We start from the raw sequence: 20,193 nt of genomic DNA, 5'->3' as shown, positions 1-20,193 counted from the left end.
TGTTTTTAGCGAAGGACCTTATTTTAAGACCTTCCTGTCTCTATATTCGCACGAAGTTAACAGGGTTAGAAACAAAAAGCCTCCCCAGAAACTGAGAAGGCTTTTCAACTTTATAGCTTATAATTTTTATTCGCTAATTCTTGCTTTCAGGTATTCGCGGTTCAAACGTGCAATGTTTGTAATGGAAATACTCTTCGGACACTCGGCCTCGCAAGCCTGCGTATTGGTACATCCACCAAAACCCAATTCATCCATTTTGGCCACCATGTTTTTGGCACGGCTCGCAGCTTCAACTTTGCCTTGAGGCAATTTTGCCAGGTGCGAAACTTTTGCCGAAACAAATAACATAGCCGACGAGTTTTTACAAGCTGCCACACAAGCACCACAACCGATACATGCTGCTGCATCCATTGACTCTTCAGCGTCATCTTTCGGAATAGGAATTGTATTGGCATCAGGAACACCACCGGTATTTACCGATACGAAACCACCAGCCTGAAGAATTTTCTCGAAGGCAGTACGGTCAACCACAAGGTCTTTAATTACCGGGAAAGCACGTGCACGCCAAGGCTCAATAACAATGGTTTCGCCATCTTTGAACTTACGCATGTGCAACTGGCAAGTAGTTACCTCAGTGTCTGGTCCGTGTGGGCGGCCATTAATGTACAGACTACAAGTACCACAGATACCTTCGCGGCAATCATGGTCGAAAGCAATTGGGTCAATTCCTTCTTCAATAAGCTGGAAATTCAGGATATCCATCATTTCAAGGAAAGAAGACCCGGTTGAGATATTTTCGATTGTATATGTTTCGAATTTACCTTTTGATTTGGCATTCTTCTGACGCCAAACTTTTATTTTGAGTTTTTTTAGAATCTTATCAGCCATTTTATTCTAGATTTTTAGATTTATAGATATGAGTAATGAGACCTTAATCGTGAATTTTTAATGATTGCTTTAAACCAAAAATCATCTTTTGGACTTCATTAAGTTTTGCATCAAACTCTTCGAATTTGTTTTGAGAAAGATACTCTAAATCAAGACTTAAAATCATTAAAGTTTCCAGTTCAAATGCACTACCGTTGGCAATGTCTAAGAAACGGCCCAATTCCTTGTCGCTATTTCTTCCACATCCTTCAGCAATGTTAGTTGGAATTGAAACAGCAGCCCTTCTCATTTGTGAAACGATACCGAAAAGCTCATCTTTAGGAAATGCGTGAGTTGCCTGGTAAATTTCTTTAACAAGAACTCTTCCTTTTTGCCAAACTTTCAATTCTTTAAACTGATGCATCTTCTTTGCTTTTATTGATTCCTGATTTTTCTTCTTCTCAATACTAATTTCTCACTACTCTATACTCTCATAATTATTTGTAAGAACGCTGCGTAAGCTTCACATTCTCAAATACCAAATCTTCTTTATGCATATCCGGCTCTGCGCCCTCTCCTTTGTACTCCCAGCACGATACGTAGGTGAATTTTTCGTCGTTACGTTTTGCTTCACCTTCTTCGGTAGCCGACTCTTCACGGAAGTGTCCACCACACGATTCGTTTCTGTCGAGTGCATCGCGAGCCATCAATTCACCAATATCGAAGAAATCGGCAACACGACCGGCTTTCTCCAACTCAGGATTAAGGTTATTCAATTCGCCCGGAATACGAACGTCTTTCCAGAATTCTTCGCGAATTTCCTTAATCATATCGATCGCTTTTTGCAAACCTTCAGCATTACGGGCCATACCAACGTAATCCCACATTACCTGTCCGAGTTTTTTGTGGAAATAGTCAACCGGCTTCGATCCTTTAATGTTGTACAATTTTTCGATACGGTCTTTTACGTCTTTTTCAACCGCTGCAAATTCAGGAGCGTTTGTGTCGGCCATTGGCGTCATAATTTCATCAGCCAGGTAATCACCAATAGTGTATGGCAACACAAAATATCCATCAGCCAAACCTTGCATCAGTGCCGAAGCACCCAGGCGGTTAGCACCGTGATCGGAGAAGTTAGCTTCACCAATTGAGTACAAACCAGGAACCGAAGTCATCAGGTTGTAATCAACCCAGGTACCACCCATTGAGTAGTGGATAGCCGGGTAAATCATCATTGGCTCAGTATATGGATCTACGTCGGTAATTTTTTCGTACATCTGGAACAGGTTACCATAACGCTGTGCAATTACGTTTTTACCTAAACGATCGATCGAATATTTAAAGTCGAGGAATACTGCTTTACCTTCAGAGTTAACTCCAAATCCTGCATCGCAACGTTCTTTCGCTGCACGCGATGCAACGTCACGAGGTACAAGGTTACCGTACGAAGGATATCTTCTTTCCAGGTAAAAGTCGCGATCTTCATCAGGAATGTCGTTCGGACCAATTTCACCTTTCTGCAATTTTACTGCATCTTCTTTTTTCTTTGGAACCCAAACACGGCCATCGTTACGCAACGACTCCGACATCAAGGTCAGTTTCGACTGCTGATCGCCATGAACAGGAATACAAGTCGGGTGAATTTGCACGAAACATGGGTTCGACATAAAAGCACCACGTTTGTAACACTGCCAGGCAGCCGATCCGTTACTTCCCATTGCGTTGGTCGACAGGAAGAATACGTTTCCGTAACCACCGGTTGCAACAACAACGGCGTGTGCACCAAAACGTTTGATCTCGCCCGAAACAAGGTCGCGGGCAATAATACCACGGGCTTTTCCGTCGATCTTAACCAAATCCAGCATTTCGTGGCGGTTGTACATTTCAACGGCACCTTTCGAAATCTGACGGTTTAATGCCTGGTAAGCACCAATTAACAACTGCTGACCGGTTTGCCCGCGTGCGTAGAACGTACGGCTTACCAACACACCACCAAACGAACGGTTATCTAACAAACCACCGTATTCGCGGCCAAAAGGTACGCCCTGTGCAACACACTGGTCGATAATATTTGGCGAAACTTCGGCCAAACGGTAAACGTTAGCTTCACGTGCACGGTAGTCGCCACCTTTAATGGTATCGTAGAACAAACGGTAAACCGAGTCGTTATCGTTCTGATAGTTTTTTGCAGCATTAATACCACCCTGTGCAGCAATTGAGTGCGCACGACGCGGGCTGTCCTGGTAACAAAATGCCTTAACTTTGTATCCTAATTCTGCTAATGAAGCAGCTGCCGAGGCACCACCTAAACCGGTACCTACAACAATAATCTCTAATTTACGCTTGTTAGCAGGGCTCACTACTTTAATGGCAGCTTTGTGTTTGCTCCACTTCTCTGCCAACGGCCCTTCAGGTATCTTACTATCTAAAATGCTCATAATTCTTTCCTCTTTTTTATTTATACAATCCTAACATGAAATAAAGTGGAATAACGGCGTAACCCACTGCAATAAGAATTGCGTAAATCGTACCAATAACTTTCCAGCGGTTTAACCAATGTTTGTTGTTTAAACCCAAGGTTTGGAAAGCCGACCAGAAACCATGCGACAGGTGAATTCCCAGTAGAATACCACCAAGAATGTAGAAAATACCCAGTGCAGCGCTGTTTATAAAAGCAGACGAAACCAATGCGTACGCATTGTGCATGTGCTCGCCGTTGATGGTTACTTCGGCCAAAAGCGGATCACCGGTAAATTTCATTTTAACAAAGAAGTTAATGATGTGGATGATAAGGAATACCAAAACCAAACCACCTAAAACCAGCATATTACGCGATGCCCACGAGCTTGCTCCGCTCATGTTCTTTTTCGCATACTTAACCGGGCGTGCTTTCCAGTTTTGATACTCAAGGAAGAATGACCAAACAATGTGAATGATAAAACCTAATCCAAGGATAGGTTCCATAATCTTAATCAGGGGGTTAGTAGCCATAAAGTGAGCTCCCTGATTAAACAAATCACCGCTGTTGTCAAAAATCAGTAATAAGTTGAGGCCCAAGTGGACTGCAATAAACACTACCAGGAATAATCCCGACAGGCTCATCACAAATTTTCTTCCAATCGAGGCTGTTAAAAATTTGCTCATAATCTATTATTTATTTTTGGTTGATTCTGAATTTTGCTTAAAGCGCCACAAATGTAGACGAACGCAAATATACCAGCAAAAAAGGCAATCTAAAATAGCTAATTTAAAATGTTTCTACAAATGATTTAATCTTGGGTTTAAATACAGCGTTTGAATAATGAGATTTTGGAAGTGAGTAAGGAGATAAATCGTAAGAAAGACAGAAATTTCAATCACTTTTTTTGGACATGAGTTCAACCATCCAACCTCGATTCCTAATGATGTCTGTTAATTCACGGATTAAGATGCTTTATATCACAGAAATTCCGAAACAAGGTTAAAATGACCTTGCCTGAATTTAAGATGCATCTGTATTTATCAGAATGTAAAAGAGTTCTGTTGTTAACTTGCTAACGTCCGCTCATATATCTATATTTAAATCCAACTATCAGATTGAAAAAGTATGAAGGCACTGATACTCGAAAATTACAATGATTTGGTTTATAAAGAGGTTGCCGAACCCGTTCCGGCCCCAAATGAAGTACTTGTAAAAGTAAAAGCCTGCGGAATTTGCGGCTCTGATGTGCACGGGATGGACGGTAGTACCGGAAGAAGAAAACCACCGCTTATAATGGGTCACGAGGCGTCGGGGGTTATCGAAGCTCTCGGAAGCGAAGTGTCAGGCTGGAATATTGGCGACAGGGTAACCTTCGACTCAACGATATATCCTTTAAACGACTGGTACACTTTGAACGGACATTACAACCTTAGTGAGAACAGACAAGTACTTGGCGTGTCGCCGGGGACTTACAAAAAACACGGTGCTTTTGCCGAATATGTAACGGTGCCGGAGCATATTTTGTACAGACTGCCCGATAATGTTTCGTTTGAGCAGGCAGCCATGGTCGAACCTGCTGCCGTTGCACTTCATGCCATTAAACAATCGGGATTACAATTGGGCGAGAGTGCTGCTGTTGTCGGTGCCGGAATGATCGGTTTGTTCCTTATTCAACTTTTGTCGCTTTCCAATGCCTCGCCGCTTTTTGCTATTGATATTGAAAGTTCAAAACTCGATATGGCCAAAAAATTTGGCGCTGAAGTCATTCTGAATCCCAACAAAGATAATCTGATAAAAGAGGTTTTAGCCCGAACAAATTCACGCGGAATCGACCAGGTTTTTGAAGCTGTTGGTTTAGCACCGACCGTTAACAATGCTATCGAGATTGTGAGAAAAGGAGGAAAAGTGGTGCTGGTTGGAAACCTTTCTGCCAACATCAATTTCCCGCTTCAAAGTGTGGTTACCCGCGAAATAAAAATATTGGGAAGTTGTGCCATCAGGGGCGAATATGAAACTGTACTTCAACTCATTGATGCCGGTAAACTCAAGGTGGATGAAATGATCTCGGCTGTTGCTCCTCTTTCGGAGGGTGCCGATTGGTTTAAGCGATTGTACAACAAAGAGGTCGGTTTGAAAAAAGTTATTCTTGCACCATAAAATCCTTCATTCCTTTCCGAAAATACCTAAATCAAAGTAAACCATAAAACTTAACTTATCTTGAAAAAAAATCTGTTCAACATAGCCATTCTGGGTTGCGGTAAAGTAGCTCATCTTCATGCCAAAGCCATCCAAAACATTCCTAATGCCCGGTTATCAGGTGTGTGGAGCCGAACCCCGGAAACGGCAAAAAGTTTCGCATCCAAATACGACATCGAAGCCTTTACCGATATTTCAGAGCTTGTTTCTGAAAAAAAGATTGACCTGGCCATCGTTTGCACGCCTCATCCATTTCACCTCGGGCCAACCCTGGAAGCTGCCGGGGCCGGAGCTAATGTTTTGGTTGAAAAACCGCTGGCATCAACACTTGCTGATGCTGATGAAATGATAAGTGTTTGCAAAAAGCATGGTGTTAAACTTGGAGTTATCAGTCAGCGGCGTTGGTACGAGCCTGTAAAAAGAATAAAAAACGCGATAGAAGATGGTAAAATCGGAAAGCCTGTTTTTGGAACCGTAAATATATTGGGATGGCGCGATAAAGCCTATTACGATTCAGACGCGTGGCGGGGAACCTGGAAAATGGAAGGCGGTGGCGTTTTGGTCAACCAGGCACCTCATCAACTGGATATTTTGTTGTGGTACATGGGCGAAATTGATGAAGTTTACGGCGTTTCGAAAAACCTGAATCATCCCTACATCGAAGTGGAAGACACGGCGGTGGCAATTATAAAATTCAAAAATGGCGGTATTGGTAACATCATCGTTAGTAATTCGACCAAACCCGGGATTTACGGGAAAGTACATGTGCATGGCGACAATGGTGCTTCGGTGGGCGTTCAAACCGACGGAGGGGCCATGTTTATAGCCGGAATGTCGGGGATACTGGAACCTCCTGTAAACGACATCTGGACTGTTCCCGGTGAAGAACAATACCTCGATAAATGGAAAAAAGAAGATGCGGCTTTTTTTCAATCCTTTGATCCAACGGTTTATTACATGGAAAAACAAATTGAAGATTTTTTAGTGGCTTTGCGCCAAAATACCGATCCCCTGGTAAGCGGAGAAGAAGGAAGAAAAACAGTGGAGTTGTTTACTGCCATTTATCGATCAACTCGCGACAACCGGCCGGTAAAATTTCCGCTTCAACCCGAAACAGGGCGAGACGATATGGACGGAAGGCTGTTATAACAGAACTTACACAAACAAAACCTAAAAACGATGTCAACATTTTTTATTTTTTTCCTGGTCACCTCGGCAGTTGCACTACTGCTTCTTATGGTGCTCAAATTAAAAATCAGTGCATTTATTTCGTTACTTATCATTTCAATCTATGTTGGAATTCTCACCGGAATGCCGCTGAACGATATTCTTCAGAGCATTCAGGACGGTATGGGAAGTACGCTGGGTTTTGTGGCTACGGTGGTTGGCCTGGGCGCCATCTTCGGTCAAATGCTTGAAAGTTCGGGAGGTGCCATTTCGCTCGCCCACTCTTTAGTGAAAAAGTTCGGAAAAGAAAAAGCATCATGGGCGATGGTGATTACCGGGTTTATTGTAGCTATTCCGGTTTTTCTTGATGTTGGTTTTATCATACTGGTACCTATTATTTATGCCTTGTCGAAAGACACCCAAAAGTCGCTGCTTTATTACGGCATCCCGCTTTTAGCCGGACTTGCTGTTACCCACAGTTTTATTCCTCCAACGCCTGGCCCGGTTGCCGTAGCCGATATTTTGAATGCCCAGTTGGGTTGGGTTATATTCTTCGGTGTTCTGCTCGGATTTCCAACGGCGGTAATCGCGGGTCCTCTCTGGGGAAAATACATTTCAAAAAAAATACACATTTTACCTCCCGCCGAGTTTTTAAACTCTTCCGAAGAAGAAAAAGAAGACCAAAACCTTCCTACGTTTCGCGTTATAGCACTCATTATTTCAATACCACTTGTATTAATTTTACTAAATACCTTATCCTCGTTACTTGTTGAAAAAGGAGTGATCGAAAAATCAGCGCTGACAGATGGTGTTGAATTTATCGGGCATCCGTTTTCGGCCCTGATAATTGCCACCCTAATTGCCATTTATGTTTTGTGTATAAAAAGAGGTATGTCAAAACAAACAATTCTCGATCTGAGCACTAAAGCACTTGGCCCGGCAGGTATTATCATCTTAATAACCGGTGCAGGAGGCGTACTCAAGCAAATTTTAGTTGATTCGGGAATCGGTAAAATGATGGCCGAATCGATGGCAAATTCTGCACTTCCACCAATTTTACTGGCCTGGATTTTAGCGGCTGTTGTACGCGTAACACAAGGCTCGGCAACCGTTGCCATGATTACCGCAGCGGGGATAATTGCACCGATATTAAGCGAATTTGGCTTAAACGACCCGCAACGTGCACTGGTGGTACTATCCATTGCATCGGGAGCAACTTTATTATCGCATGTAAACGACAGTGGATTTTGGCTGGTTGGTAAATATTTTGGAATGAACGAAAAACAAACCCTGCAAAGCTGGACGGTTATGGAATCGATAATTGCAGTTTGCGGACTGGTTTTTACTATGTTGGCTAGTTTGTTTGTTTAATTGCAACAGATTATGGACTCAGATAACCCAAACAAAAAACCAGGCTGGCAGACTGCCAATTCAGATTTCTATAAAAAGTATAAAGACGAAAGGGAAAAACTTAAGAATGAAATGACCAAAGCGGAAAACATGCTTTGGGAAAAGCTACGAAATAAACAACTTGGCGTAAAATTCAGAAGACAACACAGCATCGATTTTTACATTCCTGATTTTGTCGCACTTTCCATAAAACTAATCATTGAGGTGGATGGCAAAATCCATTTGTTTAAAAAAGCAGAAGACAACGAGCGAACCAAAAGGCTTGCTGCAGTTGGATACAGAGTTGTACGTTTTACGAATGAAGAGGTTGAAAATGATATTGAAGAAGTAGTTCTCAACATAAAAAATGAAGTTGACAAATTGACCCCTCCTAGCCTCCCCAAAGGGGGAGGAATTGGGTTCTTAGCATCAAGAATGGTCAGCAACTTTTATTCACCGGCCAAAAGTCCCCTTTGGGGATTTAGGGGTCAGAATGGTTATTGATAAAAACATTCAATTACTACAACCCACCCCACTTAACCTTCCGCCATTTGGCGGAGAGGAACCAGGCCAGTGGCATAATTTATAGACCGCCAATTCTTTTCACCGGCCAAAAGTCACCTTCGGGGATTTAGGGGTCAGATGAATAATCAAAATTTATTATTATTGCACAACAAATCGCTTTGCGCCTGGCGCCTTGCTCCATGCTGTTACTATGACTTTTACATTTAAACATTTCAGAGAACTAACAACATCTGAACTTTACGACATTCTTCAACTTCGGGCAGAGATTTTTGTGGTTGAGCAGGACTGTGTTTACAACGATTTGGATGGGTTAGATAAGGATGCCATCCACCAGTTCATGGAAAAAGACGGACAAATTGTAGCCTACTCGCGTTTGCTGAAACCGGGCACGCGTTTTAACGATTATTCCATTGGGCGTGTTGTGGTGAAAGAATCGGAGCGCGGAACAGGGCTGGGAATTCAGATGATGGAAGAGGCCAAAACTTATATTCTGGAAAACTGGAAGCCCGAAAAAATAAAGATTAGTGCTCAGAAATACCTGCGTAAATTTTACGAAGACCTGGGATTTAAAATCGTAACCGACGAGTACCTTGAAGATGGTATTCCGCATTACGGAATGTTGTTTGAAAACAAAGTCAACTAACAGATGCGAAAAATTGTAATTCTATTATTTCTTTTTCTGGGCAGTCAGGGTTTTGCCTCCCCGCAGGACAGCCTTGTTGAACGCATTTTTAACGAAATGTACAACCAGCATTATTCCAAAGCAGAAGAAATGCTTCGCACCAACAAAAACCATATCGACTCTGTTCTTTTCGCCGTTCTTTCGGTTGACATGAGTTACTGGAAAAATGTTACCGGCACCGACACACCTGATTACCCGGACTTTGAAAACGATTTACAGCAACTTTCTCCAGGCATTCCTGCATCATCTGCACAACAGGCGATTCGGCTGGTTACTTTGTCGTATCAGTTGCGTTACGAACTCAAACGATTTAAACTGATTAAAGCTATTTCAACCCGGCAGGAAACAAAGGCACTTTTCACCACGCTGAAACCCAACGAAACATTACCGCCCGGGCAGCAGGAAATGTACCAGTTGTATTCCGCCTTATTTCAGTATTTCGATAATTATTTACAGCCGTTTTTTGCTTCCGACAAAAAAGAAAACTGCAGCGAAGCATTAAAAACTATGGCCCGTTTGTACCAGTCGGAAAGCCGGATTACAAAAACGCTGGTTGCCTATTTCCTGGGGAAAACATGGCTGAAATACGAAAATGATCCGTCAAATGCAGTCGGTTATTTTCAATGGCTGCACAAAAACTACCCTGAAAATATAAAGTTCAGGGAGCTGCTGGATGAATGTAATGAGCAGTTGAAATAGGTTTTGAAACATTTTGCACAATTTTCTCTTTCATCCGAAAGTTTTGATCAAAGAAACTTTTTACTTTACACAAAATTTTTGAGATGATTCAAAGGGTATTTTTTTCAATTTTTCTGGTGTGTTTTAGCCTGTCAACATGGGCCAACAATGTAAATAACGACAGCATTGCCAACCGCATTTTCACCTTAATCTACCAACAAAACCTTACCGAAGCTGAAAAAACTTACACAAACGGGAAGGACGAGCTGAGCGAATTCTACCGCACTTTTCTGAACCTCGATCTGCACTGGTGGAAATACCGCACCACCTATTCAAAAGAAAACTCAAATAAATTGGATGAATTAATCGACGCATCGTTACTGCCCGAAACCGATACTTACGAGAAAAAGATGCTACAGATTATTGTTCGCTCTTACCAGCTGCGTTACGAAAAGAAGAAATTCAACATATTTGGCATGCTTTCGGCACGATCGGATATCAGGGATCTGATTGCAGCTATTGAAAAGGAAGACCCGCCTTTTTCGGGCGACGAACAAAAGCTTTTCGAAAGTTATGTGATCATGTATCAATACATCGAGAACATTAACTTTTTTGCCAACGCCAAAAAATCGGAAGCGCGTGAAATGAAACTAAAGCGAATGGAAAAATTTGCTTCCGAAGATAATGTGATCTTAAATACAGTGGCCGATTTCTTTTTGGCTCGTATGTACCAGAAAATTGAGGACAAACCCGAAGTTGGTCTGGAGCATTTTAAAATTCTCACAAAAAAATACCCAACAAACCAAACTTTTGCCGAGTATCAGGCCGAGTGCGAAGAAAAAATCTAATCCCAAAGTTCGTGCTGTGCGTAATCGCGATGAAAAGTACGCTGCCTGCAACGCGGACAAATTGCCTTTTTCAGCCGATGAATATTGGTAAGTTTTAGTCGTAAATTACAATCGCGGCACCGGAATTCGCTTTTATGCACCACTGCTTCGTCATCAAAAACGGTCACCTCAATTTTGTCATACAAAGTTTTACAATGCGGGCATTTATACACTTGAAAACCCGCTTTCAGATGCAGGTTATCCGAGGCCTGCGCCATCTTCCGTAGCAGATTATGCGTTTTGTAATGAAATATCCGGGTGCGTAGTTTTAGGTAGTCGCTAAGCGGCTGCGAATGAACCAGAAATCCGTGCCCCTGATTAAACCTTTCGGTAAAACCACAATGATCGCAACGATATGAATAAGCATGTCCCATCGTTTAAAATTAAATAATTTCAAATGCCTTTTTGATGTTATACAAATTGTTCTTTTAAATTCTACTTAGAATTTTAAAGTTTACAATTGTTAATGCCGATTTACAACAAAAAAGCAAAATAAAACAAGCTCCGTTTTGTTGTTACATCGGTATTTTACAGTATAGTTCATAAAAAATTATACTTAGCAGAAACATTTTTTAAACTAATCTGTATTAATGACATACATTAAAATATTTAGTCATGAAATTAGTTGTAATTGCAGCACTTTTACTAAGCATATCTATTGGCAGTTTTTCGCAGGAATTAAATGTTGGCGACAAAGCACCGTCGTTTTCTACCGTGGCCGACGATGGCTCAACATGGAATGTAAACGATTATTTGGGCGACAAATTTATTGTGGTTTATTTTTATCCGGCAGCTATGACCGGTGGTTGTACAAAACAAGCCTGTGCCTACCGCGACATGAAAACGCAGATTGATGCAGCCAACGCCGTTGTGGTTGGAATTAGCGGCGACAATGTTGAGGGGCTAAAACTTTTTAAAAAGGCCAACGACCTCAATTTCCCTTTATTATCGGATAAAAATGGTGAAATTGCCAAAAAATTCGGAGTTCCGTTACGCGATGGAGGTACGATTACCCGCGAAATTGATGGCCATAGTTTTGACCTTGTTCGGGGAGCTACAGCATCACGCTGGACATTCATAATCGACAAAAAAGGAACAATTGTTTATAAGAATACAGAAGTGGATGCGACAAAAGACTCTGCCGAAATTTTGGATTTTATAAAAAACAATTCTTAAATTGCATTGATTTACAAACCTATAAACAATTTGAAGATGATAAAATTAAGAGCTATTTTAATTATTAGCCTGATGTGTTTTTTACTTCCTGTAAAGAACAGTAATGCCCAGGCGAACGTAAGAAATTACACTGCGACATTTTCAATTTCCGACGGAGAGGAATCATATGAATTTGATGCTCCTGCCCATGAAGTAATTACACCCAACGGAAATTTCTTAAAATCTTTAAAAATCACGGTTGAAGAGAGCCATCCTCTTATGCAGGATTTTGGTGGTTATCCAAATCGGTGGTTTGAATTCAATTATCTGTATATCGACAACGGCAATGATAGAAAATATACAGAAGAAGACGGTGATGTCATTTTAACAGAGGGAATCGCCAAGCTGAACAAGCGTGGAAATCTAACTATTCAGTTTCATTTAAACGGAGCTGGTACATATTTGCCTCTTGGCTGGTAAAAAAACTTTGCATAAAATAAAAAGGGAGCAAATTTGCTCCCTTTTTATTTTCGTCTGTGTGTTAAAAATTATCTTTGCCAAAAATTTATAGTTTGGAAACAACCACGTTTCTAAAATATTTCGAGGGGCATAGCGCTACAGCCAAAGTTCTAAAAAAAGCCGCTGCCCCCCCGGGTGAAAAAATTCACCTGCATGGGCTTATTGGGTCTGCCAAAACCATATTACTTGCCAGGGTATTTCAGGAAATTCAGAAAAATTGTGTTGTACTGCTTAACGACCGCGAGGAAGCAGCCTATTTTTTCGACGATCTGAACAACCTTGGTTTTGCTGAAAACACACTGTTTTTGCCATCGTCGTACAAACGGTCGGTGCAATACGATAATCCGGAACAAGAGAACATTGTGCAGCGCACCGAGGTTTTGAACCTGCTGTCAGCTGCAGAAAAGCCTTACTTTGTTATTTCTTATCCTGAGGCGATCATCGAGAAAGTGATCTCTAACGAAAGCCTCGAAAACAATACACTGCAGGTAAAAAGCGGTGATAAAATCTCTATCGACTTTATTAACGAGTTTTTGTACGAATACGGTTTCGATCGGGTAGACTTTGTGTATGAACCCGGTCAGTTTTCAGTGCGCGGTAGTATTGTCGACATCTTTTCGTTTTCGCACGAAGATCCTTATCGCCTCGATTTTTTTGGCGATGAAGTAGATTCTATACGCTGTTTCGATATTGAAAACCAACTGTCGAAAGAGCGCTTAAACCACATTACCATTGTTCCGAATATTCAAAACAGCTCGGTTGAAGGCGAGCGAATTTCATTTATCGAGTTTCAGCAGAAAGAAAGCCTGTGGTTTGGTAATAATACCAACCAGTTTGTCGACCGGATGGCAGAACTGCACCGCCAGACCATTATTGCTCGTGAAGAGGAAGATATTGTTGATCTGCTTTTAACTTCAGCCGAATTAGAAAAGCAATTAAAGGCAAAAACTATTTTTGATTTTGGTAACGACCTGGCTTTTTCTGCCGATGAAAAAATAGAAATTGCCACTTCGAGCCAGCCGGTTTTCAACAAAAATTTTGAACTGCTGGCATCGAATCTGACGGATCACCAAAAAAACGGCTACGAGCTTTTTATTCTCTCCAGCCAGGAAAAACAGATAGAGCGGCTGCAAACAATTTTTAAAGATACGGGCGTTAAAGTCAGCTTCAATCCGGTGAATTTTGTACTGCACGAAGGTTTTATCGATCACGAACTAAAAGCCTGTTTTTACACCGACCACCAGATTTTTGAGCGTTACCACCGTTTTAAATTGAAAAACCGAAAAGCGCAACTCGAAGCAATTTCATTAAAAGAACTGAATAAACTGCACCCGGGCGATTATGTGGTTCACATCGATCACGGAATTGGGAAATTTGCAGGGTTGGCGCGCACGGAAGTAAACGGAAAAATGCAGGAAGCCATTCGTTTGGTTTATAAAGATAACGACTCGCTGCTGGTGAGTATTCACTCGCTACACCGCATTTCGAAATACAAAGGCAAAGACGGTGGCGAGCCCAAAATTAACAAACTGGGCACCGGTGCATGGCAAAAAATGAAAAACCGCACCAAAGCGAAGGTGAAGGATATTGCCAAAGAACTGATTGCCCTGTATGCCCAACGACGTGCTGAAAAAGGTTATGCTTTTTCGCGCGACTCGTACCTGCAAACCGAACTGGAAGCATCGTTTATTTACGAAGACACACCCGACCAGGAAAAGTCAACAGCAGCCGTAAAAGAGGACATGGAAAAAATTATGCCGATGGACCGTCTGGTTTGTGGCGACGTTGGTTTTGGAAAAACGGAAATTGCCATCCGGGCGGCTTTTAAAGCCGTTACCGACAGTAAACAGGTGGCCGTTTTGGTGCCAACAACAATACTGGCTTTTCAGCATTTTAAAACATTCACCGACCGTTTGCAGGATTTCCCGGTAAAAATTGATTACGTAAGCCGCCTAAAATCGACCGCCCAGGTAAAAGCTTCATTAAAAGATGTTGCCGACGGAAAAACCGACATTATTATCGGAACCCACCGCTTGGTGAGTAAAGATGTGAAATTTAAAGATCTTGGCTTGCTGATTATTGATGAAGAGCAGAAATTTGGTGTTTCGGTAAAAGAAAAACTGAAGCAGTTTAAAGTAAATGTTGATACGCTTACACTCACAGCAACGCCAATTCCGCGTACCTTACAATTCTCGCTGATGGGTGCCCGCGATTTATCTATTATACAAACACCGCCACCCAACCGTTACCCCATTGTTACCGAGGTGCACGGTTTTAACGAGCAGATGATAAAAGAAGCCATCCTTTACGAAATAGATCGAAACGGGCAGGTTTTCTTTATTCATAACCGTGTTCAGAATATTTACGAAGTTGAAGCAACGATAAAACGTATTGTTCCGGGTGTAAAAACAGTGGTAGGCCACGGACAAATGGAAGGGCCGAAGCTGGAAAAAGTGATGCTCGATTTTATAAACGGTAAGTTCGATGTGCTGATTGCCACTACTATTATCGAATCGGGACTTGACATACCAAATGCCAACACCATAATAATTAACCACGCGCAGAATTTTGGCTTAAGCGACTTGCACCAGTTGCGGGGACGTGTTGGCCGTTCGAACAAAAAAGCATTCTGTTACCTGATAGCACCGCCACTTTCAACGGTTAGTGCCGAAGCGCGCAGGCGTTTGCAGGCCATCGAGCAGTTTTCGGAACTGGGCAGCGGTTTTAACATTGCCATGCAAGACCTCGATATTCGTGGAGCGGGAAATATGCTTGGCGCCGAACAAAGTGGTTTTATCGCCGACATTGGTTTCGAAACCTACCACCGCATTTTAAACGAAGCCATTCAGGAGTTAAAGCACGACGAGTTTAAAGATTTGTTTGCCGAAGAAGACAAGGCGCAATCGCAGGCTTTCCTGAATATTAAATACGTGAACGACTGTACCATCGACACCGACATGGAACTGCTTTTCCCGAGCGATTACATTCCGGGAAACTCGGAGCGAATGATGCTGTACCGCGAGCTGGATAATATTGAAAGCAAGGAAGCGCTGGACAATTTTACCAAAGGATTGCAAGACCGTTTTGGAGAACTTCCGCGCGAAAGCCGTGAACTGATCGACATTTTACCACTACGTTGGAAAGCCATCGATTTGAGTATGGAAAGGATCATTCTGAAAAACAAAAAAATGATCTGCTACTTTGTTTCCGATCAGCAGTCGTCGTTCTATCAATCGGGCGATTTTATTAAAATTGTGCAGTACGTACAAAAAGGAAAATCGAAAGGCCGGATGAAAGAAACAAATGGAAAACTAACTCTTAGTTTTTCAAATGTTCCGAATGTAGAAACGGCTGATTACATACTTCGTGAGATTATTGATGAACTAAAAAGTTGATCGCCACTTCACAATAAATGCAATTTATTGGGAAGCTTAACGTTTTCCAATACACTCAATTTGATGTATTTAGTAGATGTTGTTTAAAAAAAATTCACGATATTGCCATTTCAAGACAACCAAATCGATAGAAACAACATCAAAAAAATAATTGAACTCTGAATAACTTTAAAAATTAGAAATATGGACACGATGATGAAAATTGGAAAAACACTAACGATCTTTTTAATTGTTGCCGGATTTTTTGCCTGCAACGACGACGACAACTCAGTTCCCTTCGAGGTGATTGGCGATGTTTATGTAATTAAACGTACTGTTAACGACGAAGTACAATACGCCAACGTTTATGTGGCATGGGGTAACCAGCCAATGACCCACGCCGAGGTTACAACTCCCGGTGCCGCGAATTTGACTCTGGATCCGGCTTCTGAAAATCTAAATACTTACGCAAAAGAGCCTGCATTGGCCGAATACAGCACCGCTGCCCCTGTTCAGGGCAATTACCAGTTTTTAGTGATAAACGAGGACATTACCCACGAATCTGCTGACTTGCTTGATTTTGATGATATTGATTTTACACCCATTTCTTCGGCAGATATGGTAAATAACGTTTTAAGCGTACAGTGGGAAACCAATAGCGTTGCAGAAGGTTATCAAATTAGATTGATTAACCAAAGTGGCGATATCGCTTTCTTTAGCGTAGCCTTACCAGAACAAATGGTTCGTTTAGATATTGGTACAAGCACTGCTTCAGGCGCGTGGTACGAAACCCCGGAATCAGGCAATGTTTATACGTTAGAATTCCTGACAATTAGATATGAAGATGATGCCACCAGTTTAAATGCGGCTAAAAACATTCAGGAAGTTGCTGTTACCGAGCAAGAAGTTACATGGCAATAAACAATTTGCAATGACATATAAACCGTCTGTATCTCAGGCGGTTTTTTTTGTGCCTTTTCGTAAGCTCATCGCCGAAATTAATTACAATCGAAAAAAAACAATTTGCCAAGCAACTATTGTTAGCCCAATTGCATCTACCAATAGATAAAAGAAATCAGAATAACTCAAATTAAATTTAAAAAACAAAGACAAATGATTAACATTCAGAAAATTGGCAAATTAGTTTTACTAGCGTTTATTGTAACCGGGTTTTGGGCATGTAACGATGATGATCCGGAACCATTTAACTTTGTAGGTGAGGTTGTTACCTTTAAAAGAACAATCGACGGCGAAGAAAAATTTGCGTTAAGCTATTACGCCTACGCCAACATGAAAATGGATTCGGCCAGCGTTGACTTTCCAGGCGATTCAACGCTTACACTTTCAGCAGCAGATGCGCAAAAACTTACCTATTCTTATGACGCTTCAACTGAAGACTTTTCCACAACTGCTCCGGCAACAGAAAATTATGATTTTTTGGTATTTAGCAACGGTGTAGAATATACAGCCACTGAAAATCATATTTTTACAGATGTGGATATCCCTACAATCGATTCAGTTGGCGTAACAACCAGCAGCGAATCGGTTTATGTTGAATGGAGCAACAATGATGATGCGCAGGGTTATGCTGTTCAGATTTTAAATGACGACGATGAAATAGTTTTTAACAGCTACATTCTGGCAGATGATGAGGATAGTTTCACTGCTAACCAAAGTACAGGATCATGGGAAACATCATTAACAAGCGGCGAAACCTATACTATTGAAGTTCAGGCAATGATATTTGAAGACGGTGCAACCAATGCTAATTTTTTCTATCAAATAGAAACAATTGCAATAGCTTCGGAAGAATTCATCTTTGAAAACTAAAAAAAACAAATCAATACAACCGCTTGTTTTTCAGGCGGTTTTTTTATGCTCTTTTTCTATCTACTATTTTTGTAGTAGTTTTTCTATTAAAATAGTTTTGTTTCTAGTTTTTTAGTACTATGTTTGCAGTAGAAAATAATTTTGTACGAGTATATAATCAATTTAAAGGATGAAAACATTAACAAAAGCGGAAGAACAGGTAATGCATATTCTCTGGAATTTAAAAGAGGGAGTTGTTAAACAGGTAGTCGACGAATTTGGCGATGATAAACCGGCCTACACTACTGTTGCAACCGTTCTAAATGTTCTGGAGAAAAAGGGATTTGTTACCCACAAAAAAATTGGCAATACGAATCTTTTTTCGCCTGCAGTTAGTAAAACCGACTACACAAAAGTCCAGTTTTCATCTCTACTGAAAAACTACTTCAACGGCTCGTTCCCGAAAATGGCCACCTTTTTTGCCAAAGAGAACAACCTGGGAATTGAAGAGCTGGAAGAAATGCTAAAGATGACAGAAAACGAATTAAACAAAGAAAAGAAAGACTAGCCATGGAAACTTCTCTGTTCTATTTATTAAACGCATCCGGAGGAATTGTTCTTTTCTACCTGGTGTACTGGTTGTTTCTTCGCAACGAAACGTTTCATGCAGCCAACCGCTGGTTTCTGATAGGATCATTGCTTTTGGCCATTCTGCTTCCTTTAATACCGGTTCGTTACGAGGTTTTTATTGAAGCAACTGAAGGTGCAAAAACCGGCGCACACACCATAGCCGATACCTTTAAAAATATTCCTGTTTTTAAGGGAGCAGAAGAAAATACCACAGCGTTTGGCTGACAACAGGCAATTCTGTTGATATACCTCACAGGAGCAGCAATTTTTCTGCTTCGATTGCTTACCCAAACTTTTGTTCTTATTCATTTAATGATAAAATACCGCGTAACATCTTTAAACGGCATGCGCGTGGTGGAAAACGAAAAATACGGACTCCCCTTTTCATTTTTCAACGTTGTATTTATCAATCCGAAATTTCATACACAGGACGACCTGCCGGAAATTCTGGCTCACGAAAAAGTGCACATTCGTGAGAATCACTGGTTCGACCTGCTTTTTATAGAACTGTTAACAGTCATCTTTTGGTTCAACCCATTTATTTGGATGTTTGAACGAGCAATTAAACAAAACCATGAGTACCTGGCCGACAAAGGTGTTCTTGCGCAGGGACACACTGTGGGCCGCTACCAGGCTTTATTAGTAAACCAGCTGATGGGCATGCAAATTATTGGCATCACCAATAACCTGAATTTTGCCCTAAGCACAAATCGATTAAAAATGATGACGAAAAAGAAAACATCGGCCCGCCGGCTGATACGATTTACCTGGGCACTGCCCGCACTTGCGCTGTTGTTGTTCGCTTTTGCCGAACCGGATTACCGGATGCAGGAGTTAAATGAACCGGAAATAGCCAATCAGCCAACTTCAGTTACTAAAACATTGAAGATTTCAGGTCTGGTAGTTGATGAAAACGACGAACCTTTACCCGGAACCTCCGTGGTTGTTAAAGGAGGAACAACGGGATGTGTTACCGACTTGCAAGGCCGGTTTACACTCGAAATCCCAGAAAAGACAGCAATCGTGCTTTCCTTTATTGGTAAAAAAACCATTGTTGACGATTACGCAGGAATTCTGTCCGGAAAGGATGGTGAAGTATACAAACGCAACTACAAAATGGAGGATGAAATTATTATTATCTCAACCAATGTTCCTCCGCCACCACCACCTGTACCTGCAAAAGAAGAGAAGCTTGTTCAGCAAGGAGAAAAGAATGTTCCGCCACCGCCTCCACCTGCGATTAACGGAGAAAAGGAAGTATTTTTCATTGTAGAAGATATGCCGGAATACCCTGGTGGTCAACCTGAATTGGCAATGTTAGTTCAGAAGATGCAGAAGAAACTCGCCAGGGAGAAAAACATTAAAGGCTCTGCCAAGGTGTTGTTTACAGTGAATGCCAAAGGCGAAGTGAGCGACATTAAAATTGTTGAGAAAGACAACGACGCTGCAGCAAAAGGAGCTTACGCCATTGCAAGCCAACTGGAAGACTGGAAACCGGGTAAACAGCGCGGCAAAGCTGTTCCGGTAAAATACATGATGCATGTAGAGTTTAAGTAAAGAACAGAAAACAAGAATAATCATTTTGACACCCGTTGGCTTTTGGTCATCGGGTGTTTTTTTTAACTTGTACCTATTCACCAAAAACAGAACTATGCAGAAAAAGTATTTCAGGAGTAATAGCGAATGGGAAAAGTGGCTGGAGCAGAACCACGATAAGGAAAAGGAATTATTTCTGCTTTACTACAAAAAGCACACTGGGAAACCGTGCATTTCATACGACGACTCGGTAAAAACTGCACTGTGCTACGGCTGGATCGACGGCTTGGTAAACCGTATCGACGATGAATGTTATAC

21 protein-coding genes are annotated in these 20,193 nt (G+C 41.5%); 16 read left to right on the top strand and 5 right to left on the bottom strand.

Going from position 1 to position 20,193, the window contains the following annotated elements; all coding sequences use genetic code 11:
- Nucleotides 1-126: 126 nt before the first annotated feature.
- From ABZB17_RS08700 to ABZB17_RS08685, 4 genes are all read right to left on the bottom strand, one after another.
- Nucleotides 127-888 (bottom strand): succinate dehydrogenase/fumarate reductase iron-sulfur subunit, encoded by a 762-nt coding sequence (locus ABZB17_RS08700; RefSeq protein ID WP_372649457.1) that lies wholly within the window; start codon nucleotides 886-888, stop codon nucleotides 127-129.
- Nucleotides 889-931: 43 nt separating this feature from the next.
- Nucleotides 932-1,291 carry a four helix bundle protein gene (locus tag ABZB17_RS08695; protein WP_372649456.1) on the bottom strand — a complete coding sequence of 120 codons (360 nt, stop codon included), beginning with the start codon at nucleotides 1,289-1,291 and terminating at the stop codon, nucleotides 932-934.
- Nucleotides 1,292-1,364: 73 nt separating this feature from the next.
- Nucleotides 1,365-3,305: a fumarate reductase/succinate dehydrogenase flavoprotein subunit gene (locus tag ABZB17_RS08690; protein WP_372649455.1), complete on the bottom strand. Its 1,941-nt coding sequence runs from the start codon at nucleotides 3,303-3,305 to the stop codon at nucleotides 1,365-1,367.
- A gap of 16 nt (nucleotides 3,306-3,321) precedes the next feature.
- Nucleotides 3,322-4,011 carry a succinate dehydrogenase cytochrome b subunit gene (locus ABZB17_RS08685; protein ID WP_045025920.1) on the bottom strand — a complete coding sequence of 230 codons (690 nt, stop codon included), beginning with the start codon at nucleotides 4,009-4,011 and terminating at the stop codon, nucleotides 3,322-3,324.
- 442 nt (nucleotides 4,012-4,453) lie between these two features.
- Between ABZB17_RS08685 and ABZB17_RS08680 the strand changes: the two genes are divergently transcribed.
- From ABZB17_RS08680 to ABZB17_RS08650, 7 genes are all read left to right on the top strand, one after another.
- Nucleotides 4,454-5,485 (top strand): galactitol-1-phosphate 5-dehydrogenase, encoded by a 1,032-nt coding sequence (locus ABZB17_RS08680; protein WP_372649453.1) that lies wholly within the window; start codon nucleotides 4,454-4,456, stop codon nucleotides 5,483-5,485.
- 60 nt (nucleotides 5,486-5,545) lie between these two features.
- Entirely contained in the window at nucleotides 5,546-6,673 is a 1,128-nt protein-coding gene (locus tag ABZB17_RS08675; RefSeq protein ID WP_372649451.1) for a Gfo/Idh/MocA family protein, read from the top strand.
- A 30-nt stretch (nucleotides 6,674-6,703) separates the two neighbouring features.
- Nucleotides 6,704-8,062 (top strand): GntP family permease, encoded by a 1,359-nt coding sequence (locus ABZB17_RS08670; RefSeq protein WP_372649450.1) that lies wholly within the window; start codon nucleotides 6,704-6,706, stop codon nucleotides 8,060-8,062.
- Between the two features lie 12 nt (nucleotides 8,063-8,074).
- Entirely contained in the window at nucleotides 8,075-8,584 is a 510-nt protein-coding gene (locus ABZB17_RS08665) for an endonuclease domain-containing protein (protein ID WP_372649448.1), read from the top strand.
- 211 nt (nucleotides 8,585-8,795) lie between these two features.
- Nucleotides 8,796-9,248 (top strand): GNAT family N-acetyltransferase, encoded by a 453-nt coding sequence (locus ABZB17_RS08660; protein WP_372649446.1) that lies wholly within the window; start codon nucleotides 8,796-8,798, stop codon nucleotides 9,246-9,248.
- Nucleotides 9,249-9,251: 3 nt separating this feature from the next.
- A complete protein-coding gene (locus tag ABZB17_RS08655) occupies nucleotides 9,252-9,986 on the top strand; it encodes a hypothetical protein (RefSeq protein ID WP_372649444.1) in 735 nt (244 codons plus the stop codon).
- An 83-nt stretch (nucleotides 9,987-10,069) separates the two neighbouring features.
- Nucleotides 10,070-10,813 carry a hypothetical protein gene (locus tag ABZB17_RS08650; protein ID WP_372649442.1) on the top strand — a complete coding sequence of 248 codons (744 nt, stop codon included), beginning with the start codon at nucleotides 10,070-10,072 and terminating at the stop codon, nucleotides 10,811-10,813.
- On the opposite strand, the gene ABZB17_RS08645 is transcribed toward ABZB17_RS08650, so the two are convergent.
- Entirely contained in the window at nucleotides 10,810-11,226 is a 417-nt protein-coding gene (locus ABZB17_RS08645) for a hypothetical protein (RefSeq protein ID WP_372649440.1), read from the bottom strand. The two genes, ABZB17_RS08650 and ABZB17_RS08645, sit on opposite strands and share 4 nt — an antisense overlap.
- A 241-nt stretch (nucleotides 11,227-11,467) precedes the next feature.
- Between ABZB17_RS08645 and ABZB17_RS08640 the strand changes: the two genes are divergently transcribed.
- The 9 genes from ABZB17_RS08640 to ABZB17_RS08600 form a co-directional block, all read left to right on the top strand.
- On the top strand, nucleotides 11,468-12,028 hold the full coding sequence (locus ABZB17_RS08640; protein WP_372649439.1) for a peroxiredoxin: 561 nt from the start codon (nucleotides 11,468-11,470) through the stop codon (nucleotides 12,026-12,028).
- A 36-nt stretch (nucleotides 12,029-12,064) separates the two neighbouring features.
- Nucleotides 12,065-12,487, top strand: a complete 423-nt coding sequence (locus ABZB17_RS08635; RefSeq protein WP_372649438.1) for a hypothetical protein — start codon at nucleotides 12,065-12,067, stop codon at nucleotides 12,485-12,487.
- Between the two features lie 92 nt (nucleotides 12,488-12,579).
- Nucleotides 12,580-15,921, top strand: a complete 3,342-nt coding sequence (gene mfd / locus ABZB17_RS08630; RefSeq protein ID WP_372649436.1) for a transcription-repair coupling factor — start codon at nucleotides 12,580-12,582, stop codon at nucleotides 15,919-15,921.
- 192 nt (nucleotides 15,922-16,113) lie between these two features.
- Nucleotides 16,114-16,821 carry a hypothetical protein gene (locus ABZB17_RS08625; RefSeq protein ID WP_372649434.1) on the top strand — a complete coding sequence of 236 codons (708 nt, stop codon included), beginning with the start codon at nucleotides 16,114-16,116 and terminating at the stop codon, nucleotides 16,819-16,821.
- Between the two features lie 192 nt (nucleotides 16,822-17,013).
- Nucleotides 17,014-17,730, top strand: coding sequence for a hypothetical protein (locus ABZB17_RS08620; protein WP_372649432.1), 717 nt, complete (start codon nucleotides 17,014-17,016; stop codon nucleotides 17,728-17,730).
- A gap of 169 nt (nucleotides 17,731-17,899) precedes the next feature.
- Complete coding sequence (locus ABZB17_RS08615; RefSeq protein WP_372649430.1) at nucleotides 17,900-18,277, top strand: BlaI/MecI/CopY family transcriptional regulator; 378 nt, start codon at nucleotides 17,900-17,902, stop codon at nucleotides 18,275-18,277.
- A gap of 2 nt (nucleotides 18,278-18,279) precedes the next feature.
- The gene (locus ABZB17_RS08610; protein ID WP_372649428.1) at nucleotides 18,280-18,564 is read left to right on the top strand and encodes a hypothetical protein; all 285 of its coding nucleotides are present in this window, start codon (nucleotides 18,280-18,282) and stop codon (nucleotides 18,562-18,564) included.
- Between the two features lie 15 nt (nucleotides 18,565-18,579).
- Nucleotides 18,580-19,896: a M56 family metallopeptidase gene (locus tag ABZB17_RS08605; protein WP_372649426.1), complete on the top strand. Its 1,317-nt coding sequence runs from the start codon at nucleotides 18,580-18,582 to the stop codon at nucleotides 19,894-19,896.
- Nucleotides 19,897-19,990: 94 nt separating this feature from the next.
- Nucleotides 19,991-20,193 (top strand): YdeI family protein (locus tag ABZB17_RS08600; RefSeq protein WP_372649424.1); only part of this gene is annotated, 203 nt, incomplete at its 3' end.

The organism is Draconibacterium sp., from assembly GCF_041583095.1.
GTDB lineage: Bacteria > Bacteroidota > Bacteroidia > Bacteroidales > Prolixibacteraceae > Draconibacterium.
The sequence above is the reverse complement of the archived record's forward strand: the minus strand, read 5'-3'. Positions and strand labels throughout refer to the sequence as shown.